16 protein-coding genes are annotated in these 18,880 nt (G+C 67.5%); 14 read left to right on the forward strand and 2 right to left on the reverse strand.

Going from position 1 to position 18,880, the window contains the following annotated elements:
* Positions 1-288 precede the first annotated feature (288 nt).
* From IU452_RS12000 to IU452_RS12045, 10 genes are all read left to right on the forward strand, one after another.
* A complete protein-coding gene (locus IU452_RS12000) occupies positions 289-1,191 on the forward strand; it encodes a TIM barrel protein (protein ID WP_195109094.1) in 903 nt (300 codons plus the stop codon).
* Between the two features lie 9 nt (positions 1,192-1,200).
* The gene (locus IU452_RS12005; RefSeq protein ID WP_195109095.1) at positions 1,201-2,193 is read left to right on the forward strand and encodes a sugar ABC transporter substrate-binding protein; all 993 of its coding nucleotides are present in this window, start codon (positions 1,201-1,203) and stop codon (positions 2,191-2,193) included.
* A gap of 16 nt (positions 2,194-2,209) precedes the next feature.
* On the forward strand, positions 2,210-3,262 hold the full coding sequence (locus tag IU452_RS12010) for an ABC transporter permease (protein ID WP_195109096.1): 1,053 nt from the start codon (positions 2,210-2,212) through the stop codon (positions 3,260-3,262).
* On the forward strand, positions 3,259-4,041 hold the full coding sequence (locus IU452_RS12015) for an ATP-binding cassette domain-containing protein (protein WP_195109097.1): 783 nt from the start codon (positions 3,259-3,261) through the stop codon (positions 4,039-4,041). Before IU452_RS12010 ends, IU452_RS12015 begins: the two co-directional genes overlap by 4 nt.
* On the forward strand, positions 4,041-4,979 hold the full coding sequence (iolC, locus tag IU452_RS12020; RefSeq protein WP_195109098.1) for a 5-dehydro-2-deoxygluconokinase: 939 nt from the start codon (positions 4,041-4,043) through the stop codon (positions 4,977-4,979). Before IU452_RS12015 ends, iolC begins: the two co-directional genes overlap by 1 nt.
* 26 nt (positions 4,980-5,005) lie before the next feature.
* Complete coding sequence (locus tag IU452_RS12025) at positions 5,006-5,893, forward strand: aldolase (RefSeq protein ID WP_195109589.1); 888 nt, start codon at positions 5,006-5,008, stop codon at positions 5,891-5,893.
* A 9-nt stretch (positions 5,894-5,902) separates the two neighbouring features.
* Entirely contained in the window at positions 5,903-6,793 is an 891-nt protein-coding gene (gene iolB / locus IU452_RS12030) for a 5-deoxy-glucuronate isomerase (protein ID WP_195109099.1), read from the forward strand.
* 37 nt (positions 6,794-6,830) lie between these two features.
* Positions 6,831-8,672: a 3D-(3,5/4)-trihydroxycyclohexane-1,2-dione acylhydrolase (decyclizing) gene (iolD, locus tag IU452_RS12035; protein ID WP_195109100.1), complete on the forward strand. Its 1,842-nt coding sequence runs from the start codon at positions 6,831-6,833 to the stop codon at positions 8,670-8,672.
* Positions 8,673-8,719: 47 nt separating this feature from the next.
* Positions 8,720-8,929, forward strand: coding sequence for a cold-shock protein (locus IU452_RS12040; RefSeq protein WP_195109101.1), 210 nt, complete (start codon positions 8,720-8,722; stop codon positions 8,927-8,929).
* A 554-nt stretch (positions 8,930-9,483) separates the two neighbouring features.
* The gene (locus IU452_RS12045; RefSeq protein WP_195109102.1) at positions 9,484-10,041 is read left to right on the forward strand and encodes a GNAT family N-acetyltransferase; all 558 of its coding nucleotides are present in this window, start codon (positions 9,484-9,486) and stop codon (positions 10,039-10,041) included.
* Positions 10,042-10,052: 11 nt separating this feature from the next.
* On the opposite strand, the gene IU452_RS12050 is transcribed toward IU452_RS12045, so the two are convergent.
* Positions 10,053-11,141 carry an alkaline phosphatase family protein gene (locus tag IU452_RS12050; protein WP_195109103.1) on the reverse strand — a complete coding sequence of 363 codons (1,089 nt, stop codon included), beginning with the start codon at positions 11,139-11,141 and terminating at the stop codon, positions 10,053-10,055.
* Positions 11,142-11,449: 308 nt separating this feature from the next.
* Here IU452_RS12050 and serA point away from each other — a divergent pair, with 308 nt between their 5' ends.
* Together serA and IU452_RS12060 are read left to right on the forward strand one after the other, a co-directional pair.
* Positions 11,450-13,048, forward strand: a complete 1,599-nt coding sequence (gene serA / locus IU452_RS12055; protein WP_195109104.1) for a phosphoglycerate dehydrogenase — start codon at positions 11,450-11,452, stop codon at positions 13,046-13,048.
* 572 nt (positions 13,049-13,620) lie between these two features.
* Positions 13,621-14,628 carry a 3-isopropylmalate dehydrogenase gene (locus IU452_RS12060; RefSeq protein WP_195109590.1) on the forward strand — a complete coding sequence of 336 codons (1,008 nt, stop codon included), beginning with the start codon at positions 13,621-13,623 and terminating at the stop codon, positions 14,626-14,628.
* Positions 14,629-15,079: 451 nt separating this feature from the next.
* Here IU452_RS12060 and IU452_RS12065 read toward each other — a convergent pair whose 3' ends face one another.
* Positions 15,080-16,258 (reverse strand): MFS transporter, encoded by a 1,179-nt coding sequence (locus IU452_RS12065; RefSeq protein WP_195109105.1) that lies wholly within the window; start codon positions 16,256-16,258, stop codon positions 15,080-15,082.
* A gap of 196 nt (positions 16,259-16,454) precedes the next feature.
* On the opposite strand from IU452_RS12065, the gene IU452_RS12070 reads away from it, so the two are divergent.
* Both IU452_RS12070 and gltX read left to right on the forward strand, forming a co-directional pair.
* Positions 16,455-17,237, forward strand: a complete 783-nt coding sequence (locus IU452_RS12070) for a fumarylacetoacetate hydrolase family protein (protein WP_195109106.1) — start codon at positions 16,455-16,457, stop codon at positions 17,235-17,237.
* A 14-nt stretch (positions 17,238-17,251) separates the two neighbouring features.
* Complete coding sequence (gene gltX / locus IU452_RS12075; RefSeq protein ID WP_195109107.1) at positions 17,252-18,718, forward strand: glutamate--tRNA ligase; 1,467 nt, start codon at positions 17,252-17,254, stop codon at positions 18,716-18,718.
* Positions 18,719-18,880 lie beyond the last annotated feature (162 nt).

Raw genomic sequence — 18,880 nt, forward strand, 5'->3', positions numbered from 1 at the left:
CCTGGCGGCCCGGCGGGGATTCTCGTCATTCCGGCATGGTCTTGGCCGGAACCGTTGTGTCGCACGTTACAGCGTTGGAGCGCTCCAATCAATAGAGCGCTCTAATCGGACATTTTCAGTCCCGTTGCCAGGGCCGGTTTGGCCAGGATGGCCATGTTTTTCGAGGTAGACACGACGTTCTTGATGTGGCCGAGGCTCTTGACACGTTCGTGACCCAGGTTACATAGTTGGAGCGCTCCAATGACTTGGAGCGCTCCAAATTCGCATCGACAGGCCGGAGAAGTCCCGATGACCGAACCGTTGCATCCGCTGCGCGTCGCCGCCGCACCGATCTCCTGGGGAGTGTGCGAGGTCCCCGGCTGGGGACATGTGCTCGAGGCGCGGACCGTCCTGTCCGAGATGACCGCGCTCGGACTCACCGCCACCGAAGTCGGCCCGCCCGGATATCTGCCCGCCGAGCCGCGGGCACTGCGCGAGCTGCTGGGTCGCTACGGCATCGCCGCGATCGGTGGATTCCTGGCGCTGCCCCTGCACACCGAACCTCGCCGCGCCCTGGCCGCGGCGCGCGAGAGCGCGGCGCTGTTCGCCGCGGCGGGTGCGGAGGTTCTGGTCCTGGCCGCCGCCACCGGACTGGACGGCTACGACGCCAAGCCCGCGCTGAGCGACTACCAGTGGCGCACCCTGATCGATACCGCCGCCACGATTCGCGATATCGCCGCCGAGCACGGGCTGCGCGCCGTCCTGCATCCGCATGTGGGCACCCACGTCGAGACCGAGGGCGAGGTGGAGCGGTTCCTTGCCGATTCCGATCTCGACATCTGCCTCGACACCGGCCATCTGCTCGTCGGCGGCACCGACCCGGTGGCGCTGGCCCGCCGCCACGCCGAGCGCATCGGCCACATTCACCTCAAGGATGTCCGCAACCACCTCGCCGGCGAGATCCGCAGCGGCAGACTGGAATACAGCCAGGCCGTGCGGCAGGGACTGTATGCCCCGCTGGGGGAGGGGGATGTCGACGTCCGGGCCCTGGTGCGATGTGCGCACGAGGCGGGCTACCGGGGCTGGTATGTGCTGGAACAGGATACGGCGCTGGCGCCGGGCGATTCGGCCGAGGTGCCCAGCCGCGACACCGCACGCAGTCTGCGTTATCTGGCGGATATCGCCGCCGCATGCGAGTCCGCTCGAATCTAGGTGGGAACTATGACAATGATGTCTCGATCGCGCCGCCCCTGGCGCATCCTGCCGTGGCTGGCCGCCGGGGCGGTGCTGGCCGCGTGCAGCGGGCCGGGTGCCGACGCGCCGGTGAACCAGACCCAAACCCCGGTCGCCGCAGGGAAACTGAACTCCGTCGCGGTGGTCACCCACGGCACACCCGGTGATGCCTTCTGGAATGTCGTCAAGAACGGCGCCGAGGCCGCGGGCAAGGATCTCGGCGTCCGCGTGGAGTACAACTCCGCGGGCGATCCCGGACAGCAGGCCAAGCTCATCGATAACGCGGTGGCGCAGGGCGTGGACGGGCTGGTGGTCTCCATGGCCAACCCGGAGGCGCTGCGCCCCTCGGTCGAACGGGCCGTCACCGCGGGCATTCCCGTCGTCACCATCAATTCCGGGGAGGCCGAGAGCGCGAAATTCGGCGCGATCGGGCATGTCGGGCAGAGCGAACGGCTGGCCGGGCAGGCGGCCGGGAAGCGGCTGAAGGACGCCGGAAAGACCAAGATGCTCTGCGTGATTCACGAGGCGGGCAATATCGGCGCCAACGATCGCTGCGCCGGTGCCACCCAGGGTTTCGGCAACGCCACCACGCTGCAGGTCGACATCAACGACCCCACTGACGCCCAGTCCCGCATCAAGGGCGCCCTCGAGGCCGACCACTCCATCGATGCGGTGCTGACCCTGAATTCGCAGATCGCCGCCCGCGCCGTGGCCGCCGCCGGTGAATCGCATTCGAACGCCGTGGTGGCCACCTTCGATCTCAACAACGATGTAGTGGACGCCATCCGAGCGGGCAGGCTGCTGTTCGCCGTCGACCAGCAGCAGTACGAGCAGGGATATCTGCCGGTCGTGCTGCTGCAGGCCTACCGGACGAATCTGAACACCGTCGGCGGCGGCGCACCCGTGCAGACCGGACCTGCCTTCGTGGACAAGGACAACGTCGACGCCATCGCAGAACTCGTGGCACAGGGCACCCGGTGAGACAGGAGTGGATGAAATGAGTGTTGCCACAACGGCTCCCGAGGCGGCCCCGAGACACCCCGAGCCGGGTCCGTCGCTGCTGAACAGACTGATCGTGCGGCCGGAGATCGGCGCGGCGCTCGGCGCGCTGGTGGTGTTCCTGTTCTTCTCGATCATCACCGACAAATTCCTCAGCCCGCTGGGCGTGGCCACCTGGCTCGACGACGCCTCGACGCTGGGCATCATGGCCGTGGCGGTCGCGATGCTGATGATCGGCGGCGAATTCGACCTGTCCGCCGGTGTGATGACCGCCTCCACCGCGCTGGTCACCGCCCTGCTGGCGGTGCACGCGGGCTGGAATGTCTGGCTGGCGCTGCTGGTGTCGCTGCTCTTCGCGCTGGCCGTCGGGGCGCTCAACGGATGGGTCGTGATGCGCACGGGCCTGCCGAGTTTCATTGTCACCCTCGGCACTTTCCTTGCGCTGCAGGGCCTCAATCTGGGTGTGACGCGGCTGGTCACCGGGACCGTGCAGGTGTCGGGCATTCGGTCGGCGGACGGTTACTCCTCGGCGGGTTGGGTGTTCGCCTCGACGACGAATATCGGTGATGCGCGCATTCAGGCATCGGTGGTGTGGTGGATCGTGCTGACCGCCATCGCCGGGCTGGTGCTGGTGCGCACCAAGTTCGGCAACTGGGTCTTCGCGGTCGGCGGGTCGCTAATCAGTGCCCGCGCGGTCGGTGTGCCCGCCGTGCGGACGAAGATCCTGCTGTTCATGACGACCGCCTTCGCCGGGTGGGTGGTCGGCTCCTGCAATATCCTGCGGTTCGCCAGCGTGCAGGCCAATCAGGGTGTGGGCCTGGAGTTTCAGTACATCATCGCCGCGGTGGTCGGTGGCTGCCTGCTCACCGGCGGATTCGGGTCGGTGGTCGGCGCGGCCATCGGCGCACTGATCTTCGGCATGGCCCGTCAGGGCATCGTGTTCGCCCGCTGGGACAGCGACTGGTTCATGCTGTTCCTCGGCGTGCTGCTGCTGTCGGCGGTGCTGGTCAACAACGCATTCAAGAAGCGCGCGGAAAGGGTACGCCGATGACTGTGCCGCTGATCGAAACCCTCGGCATCGGAAAGAGTTACGGCGGTGTGGTGGCGCTGCAGGACGTGTCGACCGTCGTGAACGCCGGTGAGGTCACCTGCGTGCTCGGCGACAACGGCGCGGGGAAGTCTACGCTGATCAAGATCCTCGCCGGAGTGCATCAGCACGATGCGGGGGAGCTGAAGGTGGAGGGCGAACCGATCAAGTTCGCCTCTCCCCGTGAGGCTTTGGACCGCGGAATCGCCACCGTCTATCAGGATCTGGCCGTGGTGCCGCTGATGAGTGTGTGGCGCAATTTCGTGCTGGGCTCCGAGCCGACCTTCGGCGTCGGGCCGGTGCGGCTGCTGGATCGCCGCAAGGGGCGCGAGATCACCCGCGCGGCCCTGTCGGATATGGGGATCGACCTGCGCGATATGGAACAGCCGGTGGGCACCCTGTCCGGTGGCCAGCGGCAGTGCATCGCCATCGCGCGGGCGGTGCACTACGGCGCGAAGGTGCTGATTCTCGACGAGCCGACCGCGGCGCTGGGTGTGAAGCAGGCCGGTGTGGTGCTGCGCTATGTGGTGCAGGCCCGCGATCGGGGCCTCGGTGTCATTCTCATCACCCACAACCCGCATCACGCCTATCCGGTCGGTGATCGGTTCCTGCTGCTCAAGCGCGGCAGCATGCTGGGCTCCTACGAGAAGGCCGACATCGATCTGCCGGAGCTGACCCGTCAGATGGCCGGTGGCGCGGAATTGGATGCGCTGCAGCACGAATTGCAGCGGATGGTGCCGTGATGACCGAGCTCGAGGCATTGACCATCGGCCGGGTCGGGGTGGATCTGTATCCGCAGCAGAGCGGGGTGGGGCTGGCCGAGGTGACATCGTTCGCGAAGTTCCTCGGCGGCACCGCCACCAATGTCGCCGTGGCCGCGGCGCGGCTGGGGCGGCGCAGTGCGGTGCTGACCAAGGTGGGGCCGGACGGATTCGGCGAGTACGTGCGCAGCGCGCTGGAAGGATTCGGCGTCTCGTCACGATATGTGGCCACCGCGCCGGATCTGCTGACGCCGGTGGTGTTCTGTGAACTGAAGCCGCCCGCCGATCCGCCCCTGCTGTTCTATCGGGCCCCGATCGCGCCGGATCTGACCCTGACCGAGGACGAGGTGCCGTGGGAGGTGATCGACTCGGTGCCGCTGCTGTGGGTGACCGGGACCGGGGTGAGCGCCGAACCCGGCCGCGGCACGCAGCGGACGATTCTCGAGCGGCGCGCCCGATTCGGCCACACCGTGCTCGATCTGGACTACCGGCCGATGTTCTGGCGGGATGTCGAGACCGCCCGGCGCGAGATCGGGTGGATGCTCGATCACGTGACCGTGGTGGTGGGCAACCGCGCCGAGGTCGAGGTCGCGGTCGGCACCGCCGATCCCGACGCGGCGGCCGATCGGCTGCTGGCCCGCGGTGTTCGCTTGGCCGTGGTCAAGCGCGGCGCCGACGGGGTGCTGATCGCCACCGAATCCGAGCGCTGGACCGTCCCCCCGTGCCGGGTGGAGGTGGTGTGCGGGCTCGGTGCCGGTGACGGATTCGGTGGTGCGCTGGTGCACGGCCTGCTGTCGGGCTGGGAACCGGAGCGCATCGCCGCCTACGCCAATGCCGCTGGGGCGCTTGTCGCTTCGCGTCTGGCGTGTGCCGACGCCATGCCGACGGCCGCGGAAATAGAGGAGATGTTGTGCAGTTGACGACATACGGGCACAGACATACGCACCTGACGGATGAGCGCTGGCACGAGTTGTTGCGCGTGCGGGCCGCCGACCCGGCGGCGATCCAGCGTGCCTACGCCGATCGGCGGCGGCGTGCGCGGCTGCTGTCGGAGCAGGGGACGTTGTTCCTGGTCGCCGCCGACCACCCGGCCCGGGGCGCGCTCGGGGTCGGCACGGATCGGACGGCGATGGCCGATCGGCGGATGCTGTTGGAGAGGTTGCTCGTCGCGCTGGACAATCCGGCCGTCGACGGTGTGCTCGGATCGCCGGATATCGTCGAGGAACTGCTGCTGTTGGATGCGTTGCACGACAAGGTCGTCATCGGGTCCATGAACCGGGGTGGGCTGGCCGGTGCCGACTGGGAGATCGACGACCGCTTCACCGGGTACGACGCCGAATCGCTGGTGAAGTTCCGGCTCGACGGCGGCAAAATGCTGTTGCGCCTGGTCGATTCGGATCCCGGCACCATTCCCACCCTGCACGCCTGCGCGCGGGCCGTCTCGGAGCTGGCCGAGCACGGGCTGATGGCCATGGTCGAACCGCTGCCGTATCATCGTGACGATTCGGGATCGCTGGTGATGCAGAAGGATTCGGCGTCGCTGCAGCGCGCCATCACCATCGCATCCGGGCTGGGCGTCACCTCTGCCCACACCTGGCTGAAAATGCCGGCACCGCAAGATCTTTCGGTGCTCGACGCCACCACCCTGCCGGTGCTCGTCCTGGGTGGGGTCCCGTCCGGAGATATCGCCGCCGACCTGGCGTCCTGGGGGAATGCGCTCGGCCACGACGTGGCCCGCGGGCTGGTGATCGGCCGCAGCCTGCTGTATCCGCCGGACGGTGATGTCGCGGGTGCGGTCGAGTCGGCGGCACGCATCTTGAAGCAAGCCCAATGAGGAGTTCTGATGAGCAAGCTGCACTATCCGGCGGAAACGCTGCGTGACGGCGACGATCCGATTCTGCTGACGGCCGAGGGCGCGGGCTGGACCTACACGGGCTTGCGGGTGCTGCGGCTGGCGGCCGGGCAGACGCGCACGGTGCACACCGGTGAGTACGAGGCCTTCGTGCTGCCGCTGGCCGGGGCATGTACGGTGCGGGTCGACGGCCGGGTGTTCGAATTGGCCGGCAGGGCGTCGGTTTTCACGCGGGTGACCGATTTCGCCTACGTGCCCCGCGATGCCGAGGTCGAGTTGTCGGCCGACGCCGATGCCGACATCGCGCTGCCCATGGCCCGCTGCACCCGGCGGTTGGAGCCGAAGTACGGTCCGGCGGAGGATGTTCCGGTGGAGGTCCGGGGTGCGGGGCAGGCGACCCGGCAGGTCACCAACTTCGGGGTGCCCGGCGTGTGGGACCACGCGGACAAACTCAACGCCTGCGAACTCATCACGCCCGACGGCAACTGGTCGTCGTATCCGCCGCACAAGCACGACGAGGCGAGCGAGTGCGAGGTCGTCAACGAGGAGATCTACTACTTCCGCATCGCCGGGCGCGACGGGACGATGCCGTCGCCGGAGGGGTTCGGCATGCACCGCACCTACACCGCCGACGGTTCGCTCGACGAGAACGTGGCGGTCCGCGACGGTGACGTCTTCCTGATCCCGCACGGCTACCACGGGCCCTGCATTGCCGCGCCCGGGTACCCGATGTACTACCTCAACGTCCTGGCGGGCCCGGCCCCGCAGCGATCCATGGCCTTCTGCGATGACCCGGCGCACGGCTGGGTACGTGATATGTGGAACGACAGCTCGACCGACCCGCGCTGCCCGGTCACCGATCACCGCGGGCGCGTGCGATGACCACACCGACTACTTCGTGAACTAGGGGCGATCCCGTATGAAACTCACTACCGCGCAAGCACTGGTCGCCTGGATGATCGCGCAGCACTCGGAGACCCTGGACGGGCGTGAGGTGCCGTTGTTCCCCGCGGTTTTCGCGATATTCGGGCACGGCAATGTGCTCGGACTGGGCACCGCGCTGGAGGAGCGCCGCGATGTGATCCCGGTATGGCGTGGGCACACCGAACAAGGTATGGCGCTGGCGGCCGTCGGGCTGGCCAAGGCGACGCATCGGCGCCAGGTCGGGGTCGCGACCTCCTCGATCGGCCCGGGGGCGCTCAATATGGTGACCGCCGCCGGTGTCGCCCACGCCAATCGGCTGCCGCTGCTGCTGCTACCGGGCGACACGTTCGTCAGCCGGGCCCCCGATCCGGTGCTGCAGCAGGTGGAACACTTCGACGACGCCACCGCCACCGTCAACGACGCCTTCCGTGCCGTCAGCCGCTACTTCGACCGCATCACCCGGCCGGAGCAGCTCATCGCCACCCTGCCGCAGGTCGCGCGGGTGCTCACCGATCCGGCCGACGCGGGTCCGGTCACGCTGGCGTTGCCGCAGGATGTCCAGGCCGAGACCTTCGACTTTCCGGAGACGCTGTTCGAGCCGGTCGTGCATTCGATCATCCGGGCACGGCCGGACCACAGGCTGCTCGCCGAGGCGGCACGGGCCCTGCGGGCGTCGTCTCGGCCGTTGCTGGTCCTCGGTGGCGGTGTCCGTTACTCGGGGGCCGGGCAGCGTGCGGTGGAATTCGCCGAGCGCCACGGCATTCCGATCACCGAAACCACCGCCGGGCGCACTCTGGTGCGTCACGACCACCCGCTCTACGCGGGCCCACTGGGCATCACCGGATCGTCCTCGGCGAATACCCTTGCCGCCGAGGCGGATCTGGTGCTGGCGGTGGGAACCCGGCTGCAGGACTTCACGACCGCGTCATGGACGGTCTTCGCCCCTGACGTCCGGCTGGTCAGTATCAACGCCGCCCGCTTCGATGCCGTCAAACACGGCGCCCTGGCGGTGGTCGCCGATGCCGGTGCGGCACTGGGGGATCTGGTGGCGCCGCTGGCCGAGTGGCGGGTGGATTCGGCCTGGAGCAGCCGGGCCGCGGCCGTGCGCGGCGAATGGGACACCTACATCGACAAGTTGCGTGCCCCCACCGCCGGATTGGCCAGTTATGCCCAGATCGTCGGCGCGGTCAACGATCTCAGCGAACCGACCGACTACGTCATGACCGCCTCGGGTGGCCTGCCCGGCGAACTCGTCGGCGGCTGGCGCGCGCACGGCGGCGAGCCGACCATGGATGTCGAATACGGATTCTCCTGTATGGGTTACGAACTCGCCGGGGCCTGGGGTGCGGCCATGGGGCATCGGCGCGGGCTGGTCACCACCATGCTCGGCGACGGGTCGTATCTGATGCTCAACTCCGAGCTGTTCTCCGCGGCCTTCGCCGGTCACCCCCTGGTCGCCGTCGTCTGCGACAACGACGGATATGCGGTCATCGCCCGGCTCCAGGAGAACCAGGGTGGCAGCCCGTTCAACAACTTCTACACCGACTGCCGCTCCAATCACCCGAGGCCGCCGCGGGTCGACTTCGCCGCCCACGCGCACTCCCTCGGCTGCGCGGTCTTCACGGCCGCCGATCTCGACGGATTCCGGCACGCCTACGCCCGTGCCCGCGAGGTCGCGGTGCAGCAGTCCCGCCCCGCGGTGGTGGTCGTGCGCACCCAGCCGTCCTCGTGGACCGAAGCGGGTGCGTGGTGGGAGGTGGGTGTTCCCGAACACCTCGCCGGGCGACCCGCCTACGACGAGGCCAAACCGGGGCAGGTCCGCCACCTGCGTTCCTGAGCGTCGGTTAACCTCTGGCTGTCCGGTCGGCGAGAAGGACAGTAGAGATGGCGCAAGGCACGGTGAAGTGGTTCGACAGCAAGAAGGGGTTCGGGTTCATCGTTCAGGACGGCGGTGGGCCCGATGTCTTCGTCGACTACACCGAGGTCCACGGTGAGGGTTTCCGCTCGCTGCGGGAGGGGCAGCGGGTCGAGTTCGAGATCCGCCGCGCCAAGGCCGGGCCCGAGGCCAGGGCCGTGCGCGTCCTCCCTGATTGAGCTGTGGTTCGGCGCACAGAATTCGCGGAAATGTTGTCCGGGTCACTTTTGAAAAAAATTGGCTAACGCCTCGTGATGCCCGCCTGATATACCCGTTGTCAGCCAGTTCAACTGGGTATCGCAAAGGAGAGGTATTCATGATCCCCGTTATCATCGACACCGGTAGCGCCGCCTTCAACGGTCTGTTCAACACCCTGGGCGCTGCTCTGCACGGTATCGTCGACAGCCTGTGGACGGGCTCCTTCGGTCGCTGAGCTCGAACAACGGTCGGATGAACCGATCGCGAAGGCCGGCCTCGGGCGTATTCGCCCGAGGCCGGCCTCATTTGTGTGACAAATAGTTGCAGTTAAGTTGAGTCTTCCAGCATGCCCCTGATTTCAGGGGCATGACGCGTATCACGTCGCAATCACGACCACGTCGTGCAAAACGGACAAAACCGCCTAGCGAGTGACTGGCAAACACGGGCGTGACTGGGCTGGCGAAAAACATTGGACCACCCGGGCCGTTCCCCGACAGGATGGCTGCCGTTGTCATCGAAGGGAGGGGGCCTGCTGGTGGATGTGTTTCTGGAGACCGATCGGCTCGTGCTGCGTCGGTTCACCGACGCCGACGTCGAGCACCTGGTCCGGTTGGACAGCGATCCCGCGGTGATGCGGTTCCTGACCGGCGAGCCGACACCGCGTGAGGAGATCGAGCAGGAGGTACTGCCTCGTATCCTGCACGACTATCGGTTGGGTCCGGCAGGACGCTTTGCCGCCGTCGAACGATCCACCGGGGCGTTCGTGGGCTGGCTGGCCCTGCAGCCACCCGAGGACGGCAGCACGACCGAAGTGGAACTGGGCTACCGGCTTGCGAGGCATGTGTGGGGCCGGGGATACGCCACCGAAGGATCGCGAGCATTGATCCGCAAGGGATTCACCGACCTGGGTGTCGAACGAGTGTGGGCTCAAACCATGGCGGTCAACGTCTCTTCTCGGCGCGTGCTGGAAAAGGCCGGTCTCTCCTATGTTCGGACCTTCCATCTGCACTTCGACGACCCGCTGCCCGGTACCGAACTGGGTGAGGTCGAGTACGAACTGCTGCGAACCGGCTGGGCGGGGTCGCGCTCATAGAGAGCTTCGGGTCATCGGGTCTCGGCTGTCAGCTCGGCCGCGGGAACGGTGACGACCTTGCAGCCCGCGTCGTACGGGGTCGGCAGGGCTGTGAGGCGGGTTGCGGCCGGGGCGGTGGGGTGTCCGACGACCGGTGTCGCCGGGGGAGGGGCCGAGGGGTCGCCGGAACCGCCCACGCGTAACGTCCTTCCGTCCAGATCGGCGACGGGTGGCAGGCCGAGCAGGTCGAGGACGGTCGGGGTGATATCGATCAGGGAGAATCCGTTGTCGATACGTCCGGCCGGGAAGTCCGGGCCCCAGGCGATGACGAAACTGGCTACCTCGTAGGCGCTTTGGCCGCCGTGGCCGCCCCCGGGTTTGTGGCCGTGGTCGGTGGTCACCAGGATGGTCCAGCGTTCCTCGCGGTGCCTGCGCGCCCGCAGTTGCACCGCGCCGACGATCTGTCCGACCAGGATGTCCACCCGGCTGATGGCATCGCGGTAGGCCTGGGGATTACTGGCGCGCAACCGATGTCCGGCGATGTCCACCTGGTCGAAATGGGTGAAGACGAAGTCGGTGCCCTCGGCGATCGCCGTCACCGTGGCCGCGGCCGTGCCGGTGTCGATATCGGCCTCACATCCGTAGGTGCCGTATGGATTCGAGCCTGCGGTGATGATCACATCGGCGTGCGGAACGCCGCTGCCCGCGATGCGGGCGATCGTGTCCCAGGTGGCTATCGATGCTGTCTTTCGCTGTGGCGCAGCGCGTTTGATGCGGTTGAAGACGGTTGGATAGCGACTCAGATGTTCCGGGGAGCAGGTGCGGTCGTTGTCGCAAATGCCCGTGCGGGTGTCCCAGACGCCGGTCAGCACCGCCGACCACGACGGGCAGGAGACGGTGGTGTGCGGGGCGATCGAATAGCGGCTGAGGGTGCCTTCGGCGGCCAGGCGCTGCAGGTTCGGCGTCACGGCCGCGAGTAGTTCGCTGTAGAGACAACCGTCGATGCCGATCACGGCGACCTTGTTCACGGGGGCGGCAGAGGCGTGCGCGCGGGGGCCTACGGCGAGGGCCAGCAGACCGGTCGCCAACATTGCCGAGCAGGTGCGCCGGGTGATGGCCATGCTCCCACGGTGCCGATGAAAAGTGCTGGTATCCAGGAGAAATGGCATTCTTTGCCAAGCCTTCGCCGGGTCGGAACGAATGCGACGAATCGGGTTCACCGGGTTCACGCGATAGTTCCCGGACGGCAATCAATCGGCGCCCGCGCGGGACCGATCGTCGCTTCGCCGATATCTCCATATGGAACTTGTCGTGAGACTGGTCGTTTGTACTGATGGCGGGCGACTACCAGGGGGTAGGGAGAACGGAAATCGGGCCCATTAAGCTGGCGGCGGTAAATGCCGAAACCCTTCCCCAGGAGTGCCCTACAGTGAGCCAGAATGGCCGTCCTGTTGTTCTGATCGCCGACAAGCTCGCCCAGTCGACCGTCGACGCGCTCGGTGACGGCGTCGAGGTTCGCTGGGTCGACGGCCCCAATCGACCCGAGCTGCTGGCCGCCGTGCCGGAGGCGGATGCGCTGCTGGTGCGCTCGGCCACCACCGTCGACGCCGAGGTGCTCGAGGCCGGTAAGAACCTCAAGATCGTCGCCCGCGCCGGCGTCGGCCTCGACAATGTCGATGTGCCCGCCGCCACCGAGCGCGGTGTCATGGTCGTCAACGCGCCGACCTCCAATATCCACACCGCCGCCGAGCACGCCGTGTCGCTGCTGCTGTCGGCCGCGCGCCAGATCCCGGCCGCCGACGCCACCCTGCGTGAGCACACCTGGCAGCGCAGCAAGTTCAACGGTGTGGAGATCTTCGGCAAGACCGTCGGTGTGATCGGTCTGGGTCGCATCGGGCAGCTGTTCGCCGCGCGGCTGGCCGCGTTCGAGACCAAGATCGTCGCCTACGACCCCTATGTCTCGCCCGCTCGCGCCGCCCAGCTCGGGATCGAACTGCTGTCGCTGGACGAGCTGCTGCAGCGCGCCGATCTGATCTCGATTCACCTGCCGAAGACCCCGGAGACCAAGGGGTTGCTCAGCAAGGAGAAGCTGGCGCTCACCAAGAAGGGCGTCATCATCGTCAATGCCGCGCGCGGTGGGCTGATCGACGAGGGCGCCCTCGCCGAGGCCATCAAGTCCGGGCATGTGCGGGCCGCCGGTATCGACGTGTTCGAGACCGAGCCGTGCACCGACAGCCCGCTGTTCGAGCTGCCGCAGGTCGTGGTGACCCCGCACCTGGGTGCCTCCACCGCTGAGGCGCAGGATCGTGCGGGCACCGATGTCGCCAAGTCCGTATTGCTCGCGCTGGCAGGTGAATTCGTGCCGGGCGCGGTGAACGTGACCGGCGGCGTGGTGGGCGAGGAGGTCGCGCCCTGGCTGGAGATCGTGCGCAAGCAGGGTGTGCTGCTGGGCGCGCTGGCCGATGAGCTGCCGGTCAGCCTGGAGGTGCAGGTGCGCGGCGAGCTGTCCTCCGAAGACGTTGCGGTGCTGGAGCTTTCGGCGCTGCGCGGGATCTTCTCGGCGCTGATCGAGGATCCGGTCACCTTCGTCAACGCCCCGCAGCTGGCCAAGGACCGCGGCATCGAGGCCACCGTCACCACGGTGTCGGAGAGCCCCTCGCACCGCAGCCTGGTCGACCTGCGCGCGGTCTTCGGCGACGGCCGCACCCTCAACGTCTCCGGCGCCCTGACCGAGCCGCAGCAGGTGCAGAAGATCGTCAACATCAACGGCCGCAACTACGACATGCGCGCCGAGGGCCTGAACCTGGCCGTCCTCAACTACCACGACCGCCCCGGCGCCCTCGGCAAGATCGGCACCAAACTCGGCGAGGCCGACATCGACATCCAGGCCGCCCAGCTGAGCCAGGACGTCGACAAGGAAGGCGCCACGGTCATCCTCCGCGTCAACAAGGACGTCCCCACCGACGTCCGCACCACCATCGCCGAAACCGTAGGCGCCGCCAAGGTCGCCTTGGTCGACCTGAGCTGACCTCGCCCCTCGCCGCCCGGCCCTGGGGGCCGGGCGGCGAGGGATGCGGACGGCCTGCGGCCTGAGGGATGCGGACGGCCTGCGGCCTGAGGGATGCGGACGGCCTGCGGCCTGAGGGATGCGGACGGCCTGCGGCCTGAGGGATGCGGACGGCCTGCGGCCCGACGGGTGTGACCGAGGGTCTCGAGTGACTGATGTGGATCGGGCCGACGGCTTCTGTGATCGTCCTCTCGAATAGTGGAGTGCTATCAACTGGTTGCCCCGCCGCGAGCGCTAGCGAGCGGCGGGGCTCTTTGCGGTCGGGGAGGTCTATGGGGCGGCGTTCTGCTCTGCGGTCCGGTGTGCGCGTTTCGATTCGACTGTGTGGTCCTCTTTCGGTGTGGCGCTGCGCTCCTTTGATGCGCCGCGAGGGCTTGTTCATTCCCCGCCGCGAGCGCTAGCGAGCGGCTGGGGTTCTCACTATTCGGGATGGGCTTCCCCTGGTGTGGGCGGGGGTGAGGGAACCGGATAGGGTGGCGGGGGTTGTGACCTCGACGGCTGTGGCCAGTGGAGACTGAACGGAGCGTGGTGTGATGAAGCTTGCTGTCATCCCAGGAGATGGGATCGGGCCCGAGGTCATCGCCGAGGCACTCAAGGTGCTCGATGCGGTTGTGCCCGGTGTCGAGAAGACCCAGTACGACCTGGGGGCCAAGCGGTATCACGCGACCGGAGAGGTGCTGCCGGATTCGGTGCTGCCGGAGTTGAAGCAGCACGATGCGATTCTGCTGGGGGCCATCGGCGATCCCTCCGTGCCGAGCGGTGTGCTCGAGCGAGGTCTGTTGCTGCGCACCCGATTCGCGCTCGACCACCATGTGAACCTGCGGCCGTCCAAGCTGTATCCGGGTGTCACCAGTCCGTTGTCGGGTGATCCGGACATCGACTTCGTCGTCGTGCGCGAGGGCACCGAGGGCCCGTACACCGGCACCGGCGGCGCAATCCGGGTCGAGACGCCGCACGAGGTGGCGACCGAGGTCAGCACCAACACCCGCTTCGGCATCGAGCGCGTGGTGCGCTACGCCTTCGACAAGGCCCAGCGGCGGCGCAAGCACCTCACGCTGGTGCACAAGACCAATGTGCTGACCTTCGCCGGATCGCTGTGGCAGCGCACGGTCACCGAGGTCGGCGCCGAATACCCGGATGTCGAGATCGCCTACCAGCACATCGACGCCGCCACCATCCACATGGTCAACGACCCGGGCCGCTTCGACGTGATCGTCACCGACAACCTGTTCGGCGACATCATCACCGACCTGGCCGCGGCGGTCTCCGGCGGCATCGGCCTGGCCGCCTCCGGCAATATCGATGCCTCCGGCACCAACCCCAGCATGTTCGAGCCGGTCCACGGCAGCGCCCCCGACATCGCCGGCCAATCCAAGGCCGACCCGACCGCCGCCATCCTCTCGGTCTCGCTCCTGCTGACCCACCTCGGCAAAACCGAGGAAGCCGCGCGCATCGAGGCCGCCGTCGCCAAGATTCTCGCCTCCCGCACCGGCGCCTCCTCGACGGTGGAAGTCGGCGACCGCATCGTCGCCGCGGTCTGATCTTCGAACCAGGTCCCGCCCCGAAACCGTTCGGGTGCGGGGCCGTTCGTTACTTCCGGGATGAAGCGGTCACCGCGCGACCACAGGCCGCCCCGGCAGAGATCGAGTCGGACAAGGTGTTTCGGATATATAGCGTTGTCGACCGTGGAAGCCGTTGCATCCGAGAAGATTTCGAAGCGGTAGTTCTTCACTTCTCGCGTGCTCTCGGGCCCCCGTGCAGGCATCCCACGCCCCCGACGCGCCCGCAACGACCGAAAGGTCTTGCCGCCCTTGCGGTGTCCAGCAACCTTTGCGGCCTCCCCAGCAACCCACGCTCCCGGTTAGCCAGCCCCTTTCTGGGTCGATCGTCCAGTTTTGCGCGGCACGCCCCAGCCGCACCCCGTATTCACAAATGCACCCGTACCAGGCCCTGAACAAGGTGCGTTTGTGAATGCGGGGTGCGGCTGGGTTGTCAGCGACGGGTGGGGAGGGGGACGAGAGGGACTGCGGCGACGGCGATTACGGCGGACAGGAGGTAGGCGGCGGGGAAGCCCGCGGCGGTGATCAGGGCGCCGAAGACGGGGGCGACGGCGGCGGAGGCGAGGTTCTGGCCGGTGTTCTGGATGCCCAGACCGCGTCCGCTCCAATAGGGTCCGGCGATTTCGGCGACCGCCGTGAAGGCCAGACCGTTGTCGGCGACGGTGATCACCGAGGCGACGACCAGGATCGGAATCGCCGCCCACCACCAGTGCAGCCACGCCGCAATGGCCAAGGCGGACATCGACGCCACGGCCGCGACCGCCACCGTGCGCAGCGGCCGCAGACGGCTGCCGACCCGATCGGACCAGACCCCCGCGCCGATGCGCCCGGCCGCGCCCAGCAGCTGAGTCGCCGTAACCAGGACGCCCGCAATGCCGAGCGACAGGCCGACGTCGCGGTGCAACCACAGCAGCGCGAAGGTCCACACCGTCGCCTGCGGAATCACCAGCAGCACCGAGACCGCGTGGATCCGCCACAGCGTGGTGTCCCCGCGATACGGGTTGGCGGGAGGCTCGGTGCCGTTTCCGGCCGGGCGCGGCGGGTCGACGATGCCGATACCGCAGCTCACCGCGGCCAGTCCCGCCATCACCGCGGGCACCAGGATCGCGGTGGAAAACCCGTGCGCCGCAGCGACAGCCGGAATCGTCATGGCACCGATCGCCACACCCAGCGGCTGCGCGGTTTGCCGGATTCCCATGGCCAGTCCGCGTCGGGCGGGCGGGAACCAGCCGACGATCACCCGTCCGCTGGCCCCGTTCGTACTGGCCGCACCCATCCCGGCCAGGAACAGCAGTACCCCCAGCACAACGTAATTCGACACTCCCGCCGCGGCGGCCCCGGCCACACACATCACCAGCGGACCGGCCACCAGCACCGCCCGCTCGCCGATCCGGTCCACCACGTACCCCCAGGCGATGAGCATGCAGCACAGACCGACGGTCGGCATGGCCACCAGCAGACCCGCAGTGGCCAAAGGCATTCCGCGGCCGGTCAGCGCGGGCAGCAGAAAGGGGGTGCCGTGCACGATGACCGCGCTCGAGCTCTGGGCGAAGACGCCGAGGCCGAGCATGACCCACCGCCGAGTTGCGCCGATCTGCGTCGCGGTGGCCATGCACCCTCACCTCGAATCTCATATAATGGGAACCTGGTCCTATTGTTTGGACACGATTCACGGTACACCCGTACGCAATCCGAAATCCCTGCCCCGTCTGTCCTGTATTTCCCTTTCGTCGCCCCGGCGCGCTCGTCGCCGGGACCTCCAGACCGGGTGGTCGGGCGCATCTCAGCAGGTGGATAGACTGCGAACCATGCGTCTAGGTCGTGTAGCCAGCCCCGATGGGGTCGCGTTCGTCAGCATCGAGGGATCGGGGGACCGCGGAGGCGATGCCGTCGCTCGCGAGATCGCCGAACATCCGTTCGGCACCCCGACGTTCACCGGCCGCAGCTGGCCGTTGGCCGACGTCCGGCTGCTGGCGCCGATCCTGGCCAGCAAGGTGGTGTGCATCGGCAAGAATTACGCCGCGCACGCGGCCGAGATGGGCGGCGAGGCGCCGGAGGATCCGGTGATCTTCCTCAAGCCCAACACCGCCATCATCGGCCCGAACGCGCCGATCCTGTTGCCGCCCAGTTCCTCTCAGGTCGACTACGAGGGCGAGCTGGCGGTCGTGATCGGCCGCCCCTGTAAGGACGTGCCGGCGGCGCGGGCGAGGGATGTGATCCTCGGCTACACCGTCGCCAACGACGTCACCGCCCGTGACCAGCAGCGACACGACGGCCAGTGGACCCGCGGCAAGGGTTACGACACCTTCTGCCCGCTGGGTCCGTGGATCGAGACCGAGCTGGATCCGGCGGATCTGGAGGTCACCACCGAACTCGACGGCGAGGTCCGCCAGCGCAGCCGGACTTCGCTTCTGCTGCACGATATTCCGAAGCTGATCGAGTGGATCACCGCGGTGATGACGCTGCTGCCCGGTGATGTCATCCTCACCGGTACACCGGAAGGTGTAGGACCGATGAAGGATGGGCAAACTGTGTCCGTGACGGTTTCGGGTATCGGCACCCTCACCAATCCCGTTGCCGCCAAACGTTGATCGAGAGAAGGAACATGACAGACGTACGGGTCCGATTCTGCCCGTCACCGACCGGCACGCCCCATGTCGGCCTGATCCGCACCGCGCTGTTCAACTGGGCGTTCGCCCGACACCACGGCGGCACCTTCGTCTTCCGCATCGAAGATACCGACGCCGCACGCGATTCCGAGGACTCCTACCGCGCCCTGCTGGACGCGCTGCGGTGGCTGGGCCTGACCTGGGACGAGGGCCCGGAGGTCGGCGGCCCCTACGGCCCGTACCGGCAGTCGCAGCGCCGGGACCTGCACCTGGACGTGGTGCGCCGGTTGCTGGAGGCGGGCGAGGCCTACGAATCCTTCTCCACCCCTGAGGAAGTCGAGGCCCGTCATCGCGCCGCCGGGCGTGACCCGAAGCTGGGCTACGACAACTTCGACCGCGATCTGACCGCCGAGCAGATCGCCGCCTACAAGGCCGAGGGCCGCCCGGCCGTGATCCGGCTGCGCATGCCCGACCACGACATCACGTGGAACGACCTGGTGCGCGGGGAGACCACCTTCCGCGCGGGCAGCGTTCCGGATTTCGCGCTCACCCGCGGCACCGGCGACCCGCTGTACACGCTGGTGAATCCGCTCGACGACGCGATGATGAAGATCACTCATGTGCTGCGCGGTGAGGATCTGTTGTCCTCGACACCGCGTCAACTCGCGTTGTATGCGGCATTGGAGCGGATCGGGGTTGCCGAGTTGACCCCCGAGTTCGGTCATCTTCCGTTCGTGATGGGCCAGGGCAACAAGAAGTTGTCCAAACGCGATCCGGAGTCGAATCTGTTCGTCCATCGCGACCGCGGATTCATTCCCGAGGGTTTGCTGAATTACCTGGCGTTACTCGGCTGGAGTCTCGCCGACGATCGCGATGTGTTCACGATGGCGGAGATGGTTGCGGCCTTCGACATATCGAAAGTGAATTCGAATCCGGCGCGTTTCGATCAGAAGAAGGCCGATGCGCTGAACGCCGAGCACATTCGTTTGCTCGATCCGGGTGATTTTGCCCACCGACTCCGCGAGTACCTGACCGAACACGGTTACATCGGCGCAGAAGTGGACGAGACCCTTTTCGCAACTGCGGCCGAGTTGGTACAAACCCGCATCGTGGTGCTCGGGGATGCCTGGGATCTGCTGAAGTTCCTGTTCATCCCGGCCGAACAGTTCACGATCGATCCCGCGGCGGCCGAAAAGAATCTCGGACCCGACGCCGCGCCGGTGCTGCAGGCCGCCATCAAGGCGCTCGAGGGCGTGGCGGACTGGTCGGCGGGCGCGCTGGAGGAGGCGCTCAAAACCGCGCTGGTGGACGATCTGGGCCTCAAACCCCGCAAGGCGTTCGCCCCGGTGCGGGTGGCGGTGACCGGTTCGCACATCAGCCCGCCGCTGTACGAGTCGCTGGAGCTGCTCGGCCGCGAGGCGACCATGAATCGGTTGCAAGCCGGGCTGAACCGGGCACAATAGGCCCCGAACGCGCCTATGGCCCACCCGTCGCCCACCGCCACCCTCAACGGAAACGCTGCGCGTTGCTGGGTCTGACCAGGGGATTTGTAGGTTTCCGGGCTGGGTTTGGTAATCTTCTTCCCGGCCCGGAACGAGGCCCTCACCGCCCCCGGTGAGCGGCCG

Origin of the sequence: Nocardia transvalensis, from assembly GCF_015477765.1 — a bacterium.
Lineage (GTDB): Bacteria > Actinomycetota > Actinomycetes > Mycobacteriales > Mycobacteriaceae > Nocardia > Nocardia transvalensis_A.

Bases quoted from the DNA above. Each gene is read 5' to 3' on its own strand.
- IU452_RS12000 (WP_195109094.1), top strand. From the start codon at position 289: ATGACCGAACCGTTGCATCCGCTGCGCGTCGCCGCCGCACCGATCTCC.
- IU452_RS12005 (WP_195109095.1), top strand. From the start codon at position 1,201: ATGACAATGATGTCTCGATCGCGCCGCCCCTGGCGCATCCTGCCGTGG.
- IU452_RS12010 (WP_195109096.1), top strand. From the start codon at position 2,210: ATGAGTGTTGCCACAACGGCTCCCGAGGCGGCCCCGAGACACCCCGAG.
- IU452_RS12015 (WP_195109097.1), top strand. From the start codon at position 3,259: ATGACTGTGCCGCTGATCGAAACCCTCGGCATCGGAAAGAGTTACGGC.
- iolC (WP_195109098.1), top strand. From the start codon at position 4,041: ATGACCGAGCTCGAGGCATTGACCATCGGCCGGGTCGGGGTGGATCTG.
- iolB (WP_195109099.1), top strand. From the start codon at position 5,903: ATGAGCAAGCTGCACTATCCGGCGGAAACGCTGCGTGACGGCGACGAT.
- iolD (WP_195109100.1), top strand. From the start codon at position 6,831: ATGAAACTCACTACCGCGCAAGCACTGGTCGCCTGGATGATCGCGCAG.
- IU452_RS12040 (WP_195109101.1), top strand. From the start codon at position 8,720: ATGGCGCAAGGCACGGTGAAGTGGTTCGACAGCAAGAAGGGGTTCGGG.
- IU452_RS12050 (WP_195109103.1), bottom strand. From the start codon at position 11,141: ATGGCCATCACCCGGCGCACCTGCTCGGCAATGTTGGCGACCGGTCTG.
- IU452_RS12060 (WP_195109590.1), top strand. From the start codon at position 13,621: ATGAAGCTTGCTGTCATCCCAGGAGATGGGATCGGGCCCGAGGTCATC.
- IU452_RS12065 (WP_195109105.1), bottom strand. From the start codon at position 16,258: ATGGCCACCGCGACGCAGATCGGCGCAACTCGGCGGTGGGTCATGCTC.
- IU452_RS12070 (WP_195109106.1), top strand. From the start codon at position 16,455: ATGCGTCTAGGTCGTGTAGCCAGCCCCGATGGGGTCGCGTTCGTCAGC.
- gltX (WP_195109107.1), top strand. From the start codon at position 17,252: ATGACAGACGTACGGGTCCGATTCTGCCCGTCACCGACCGGCACGCCC.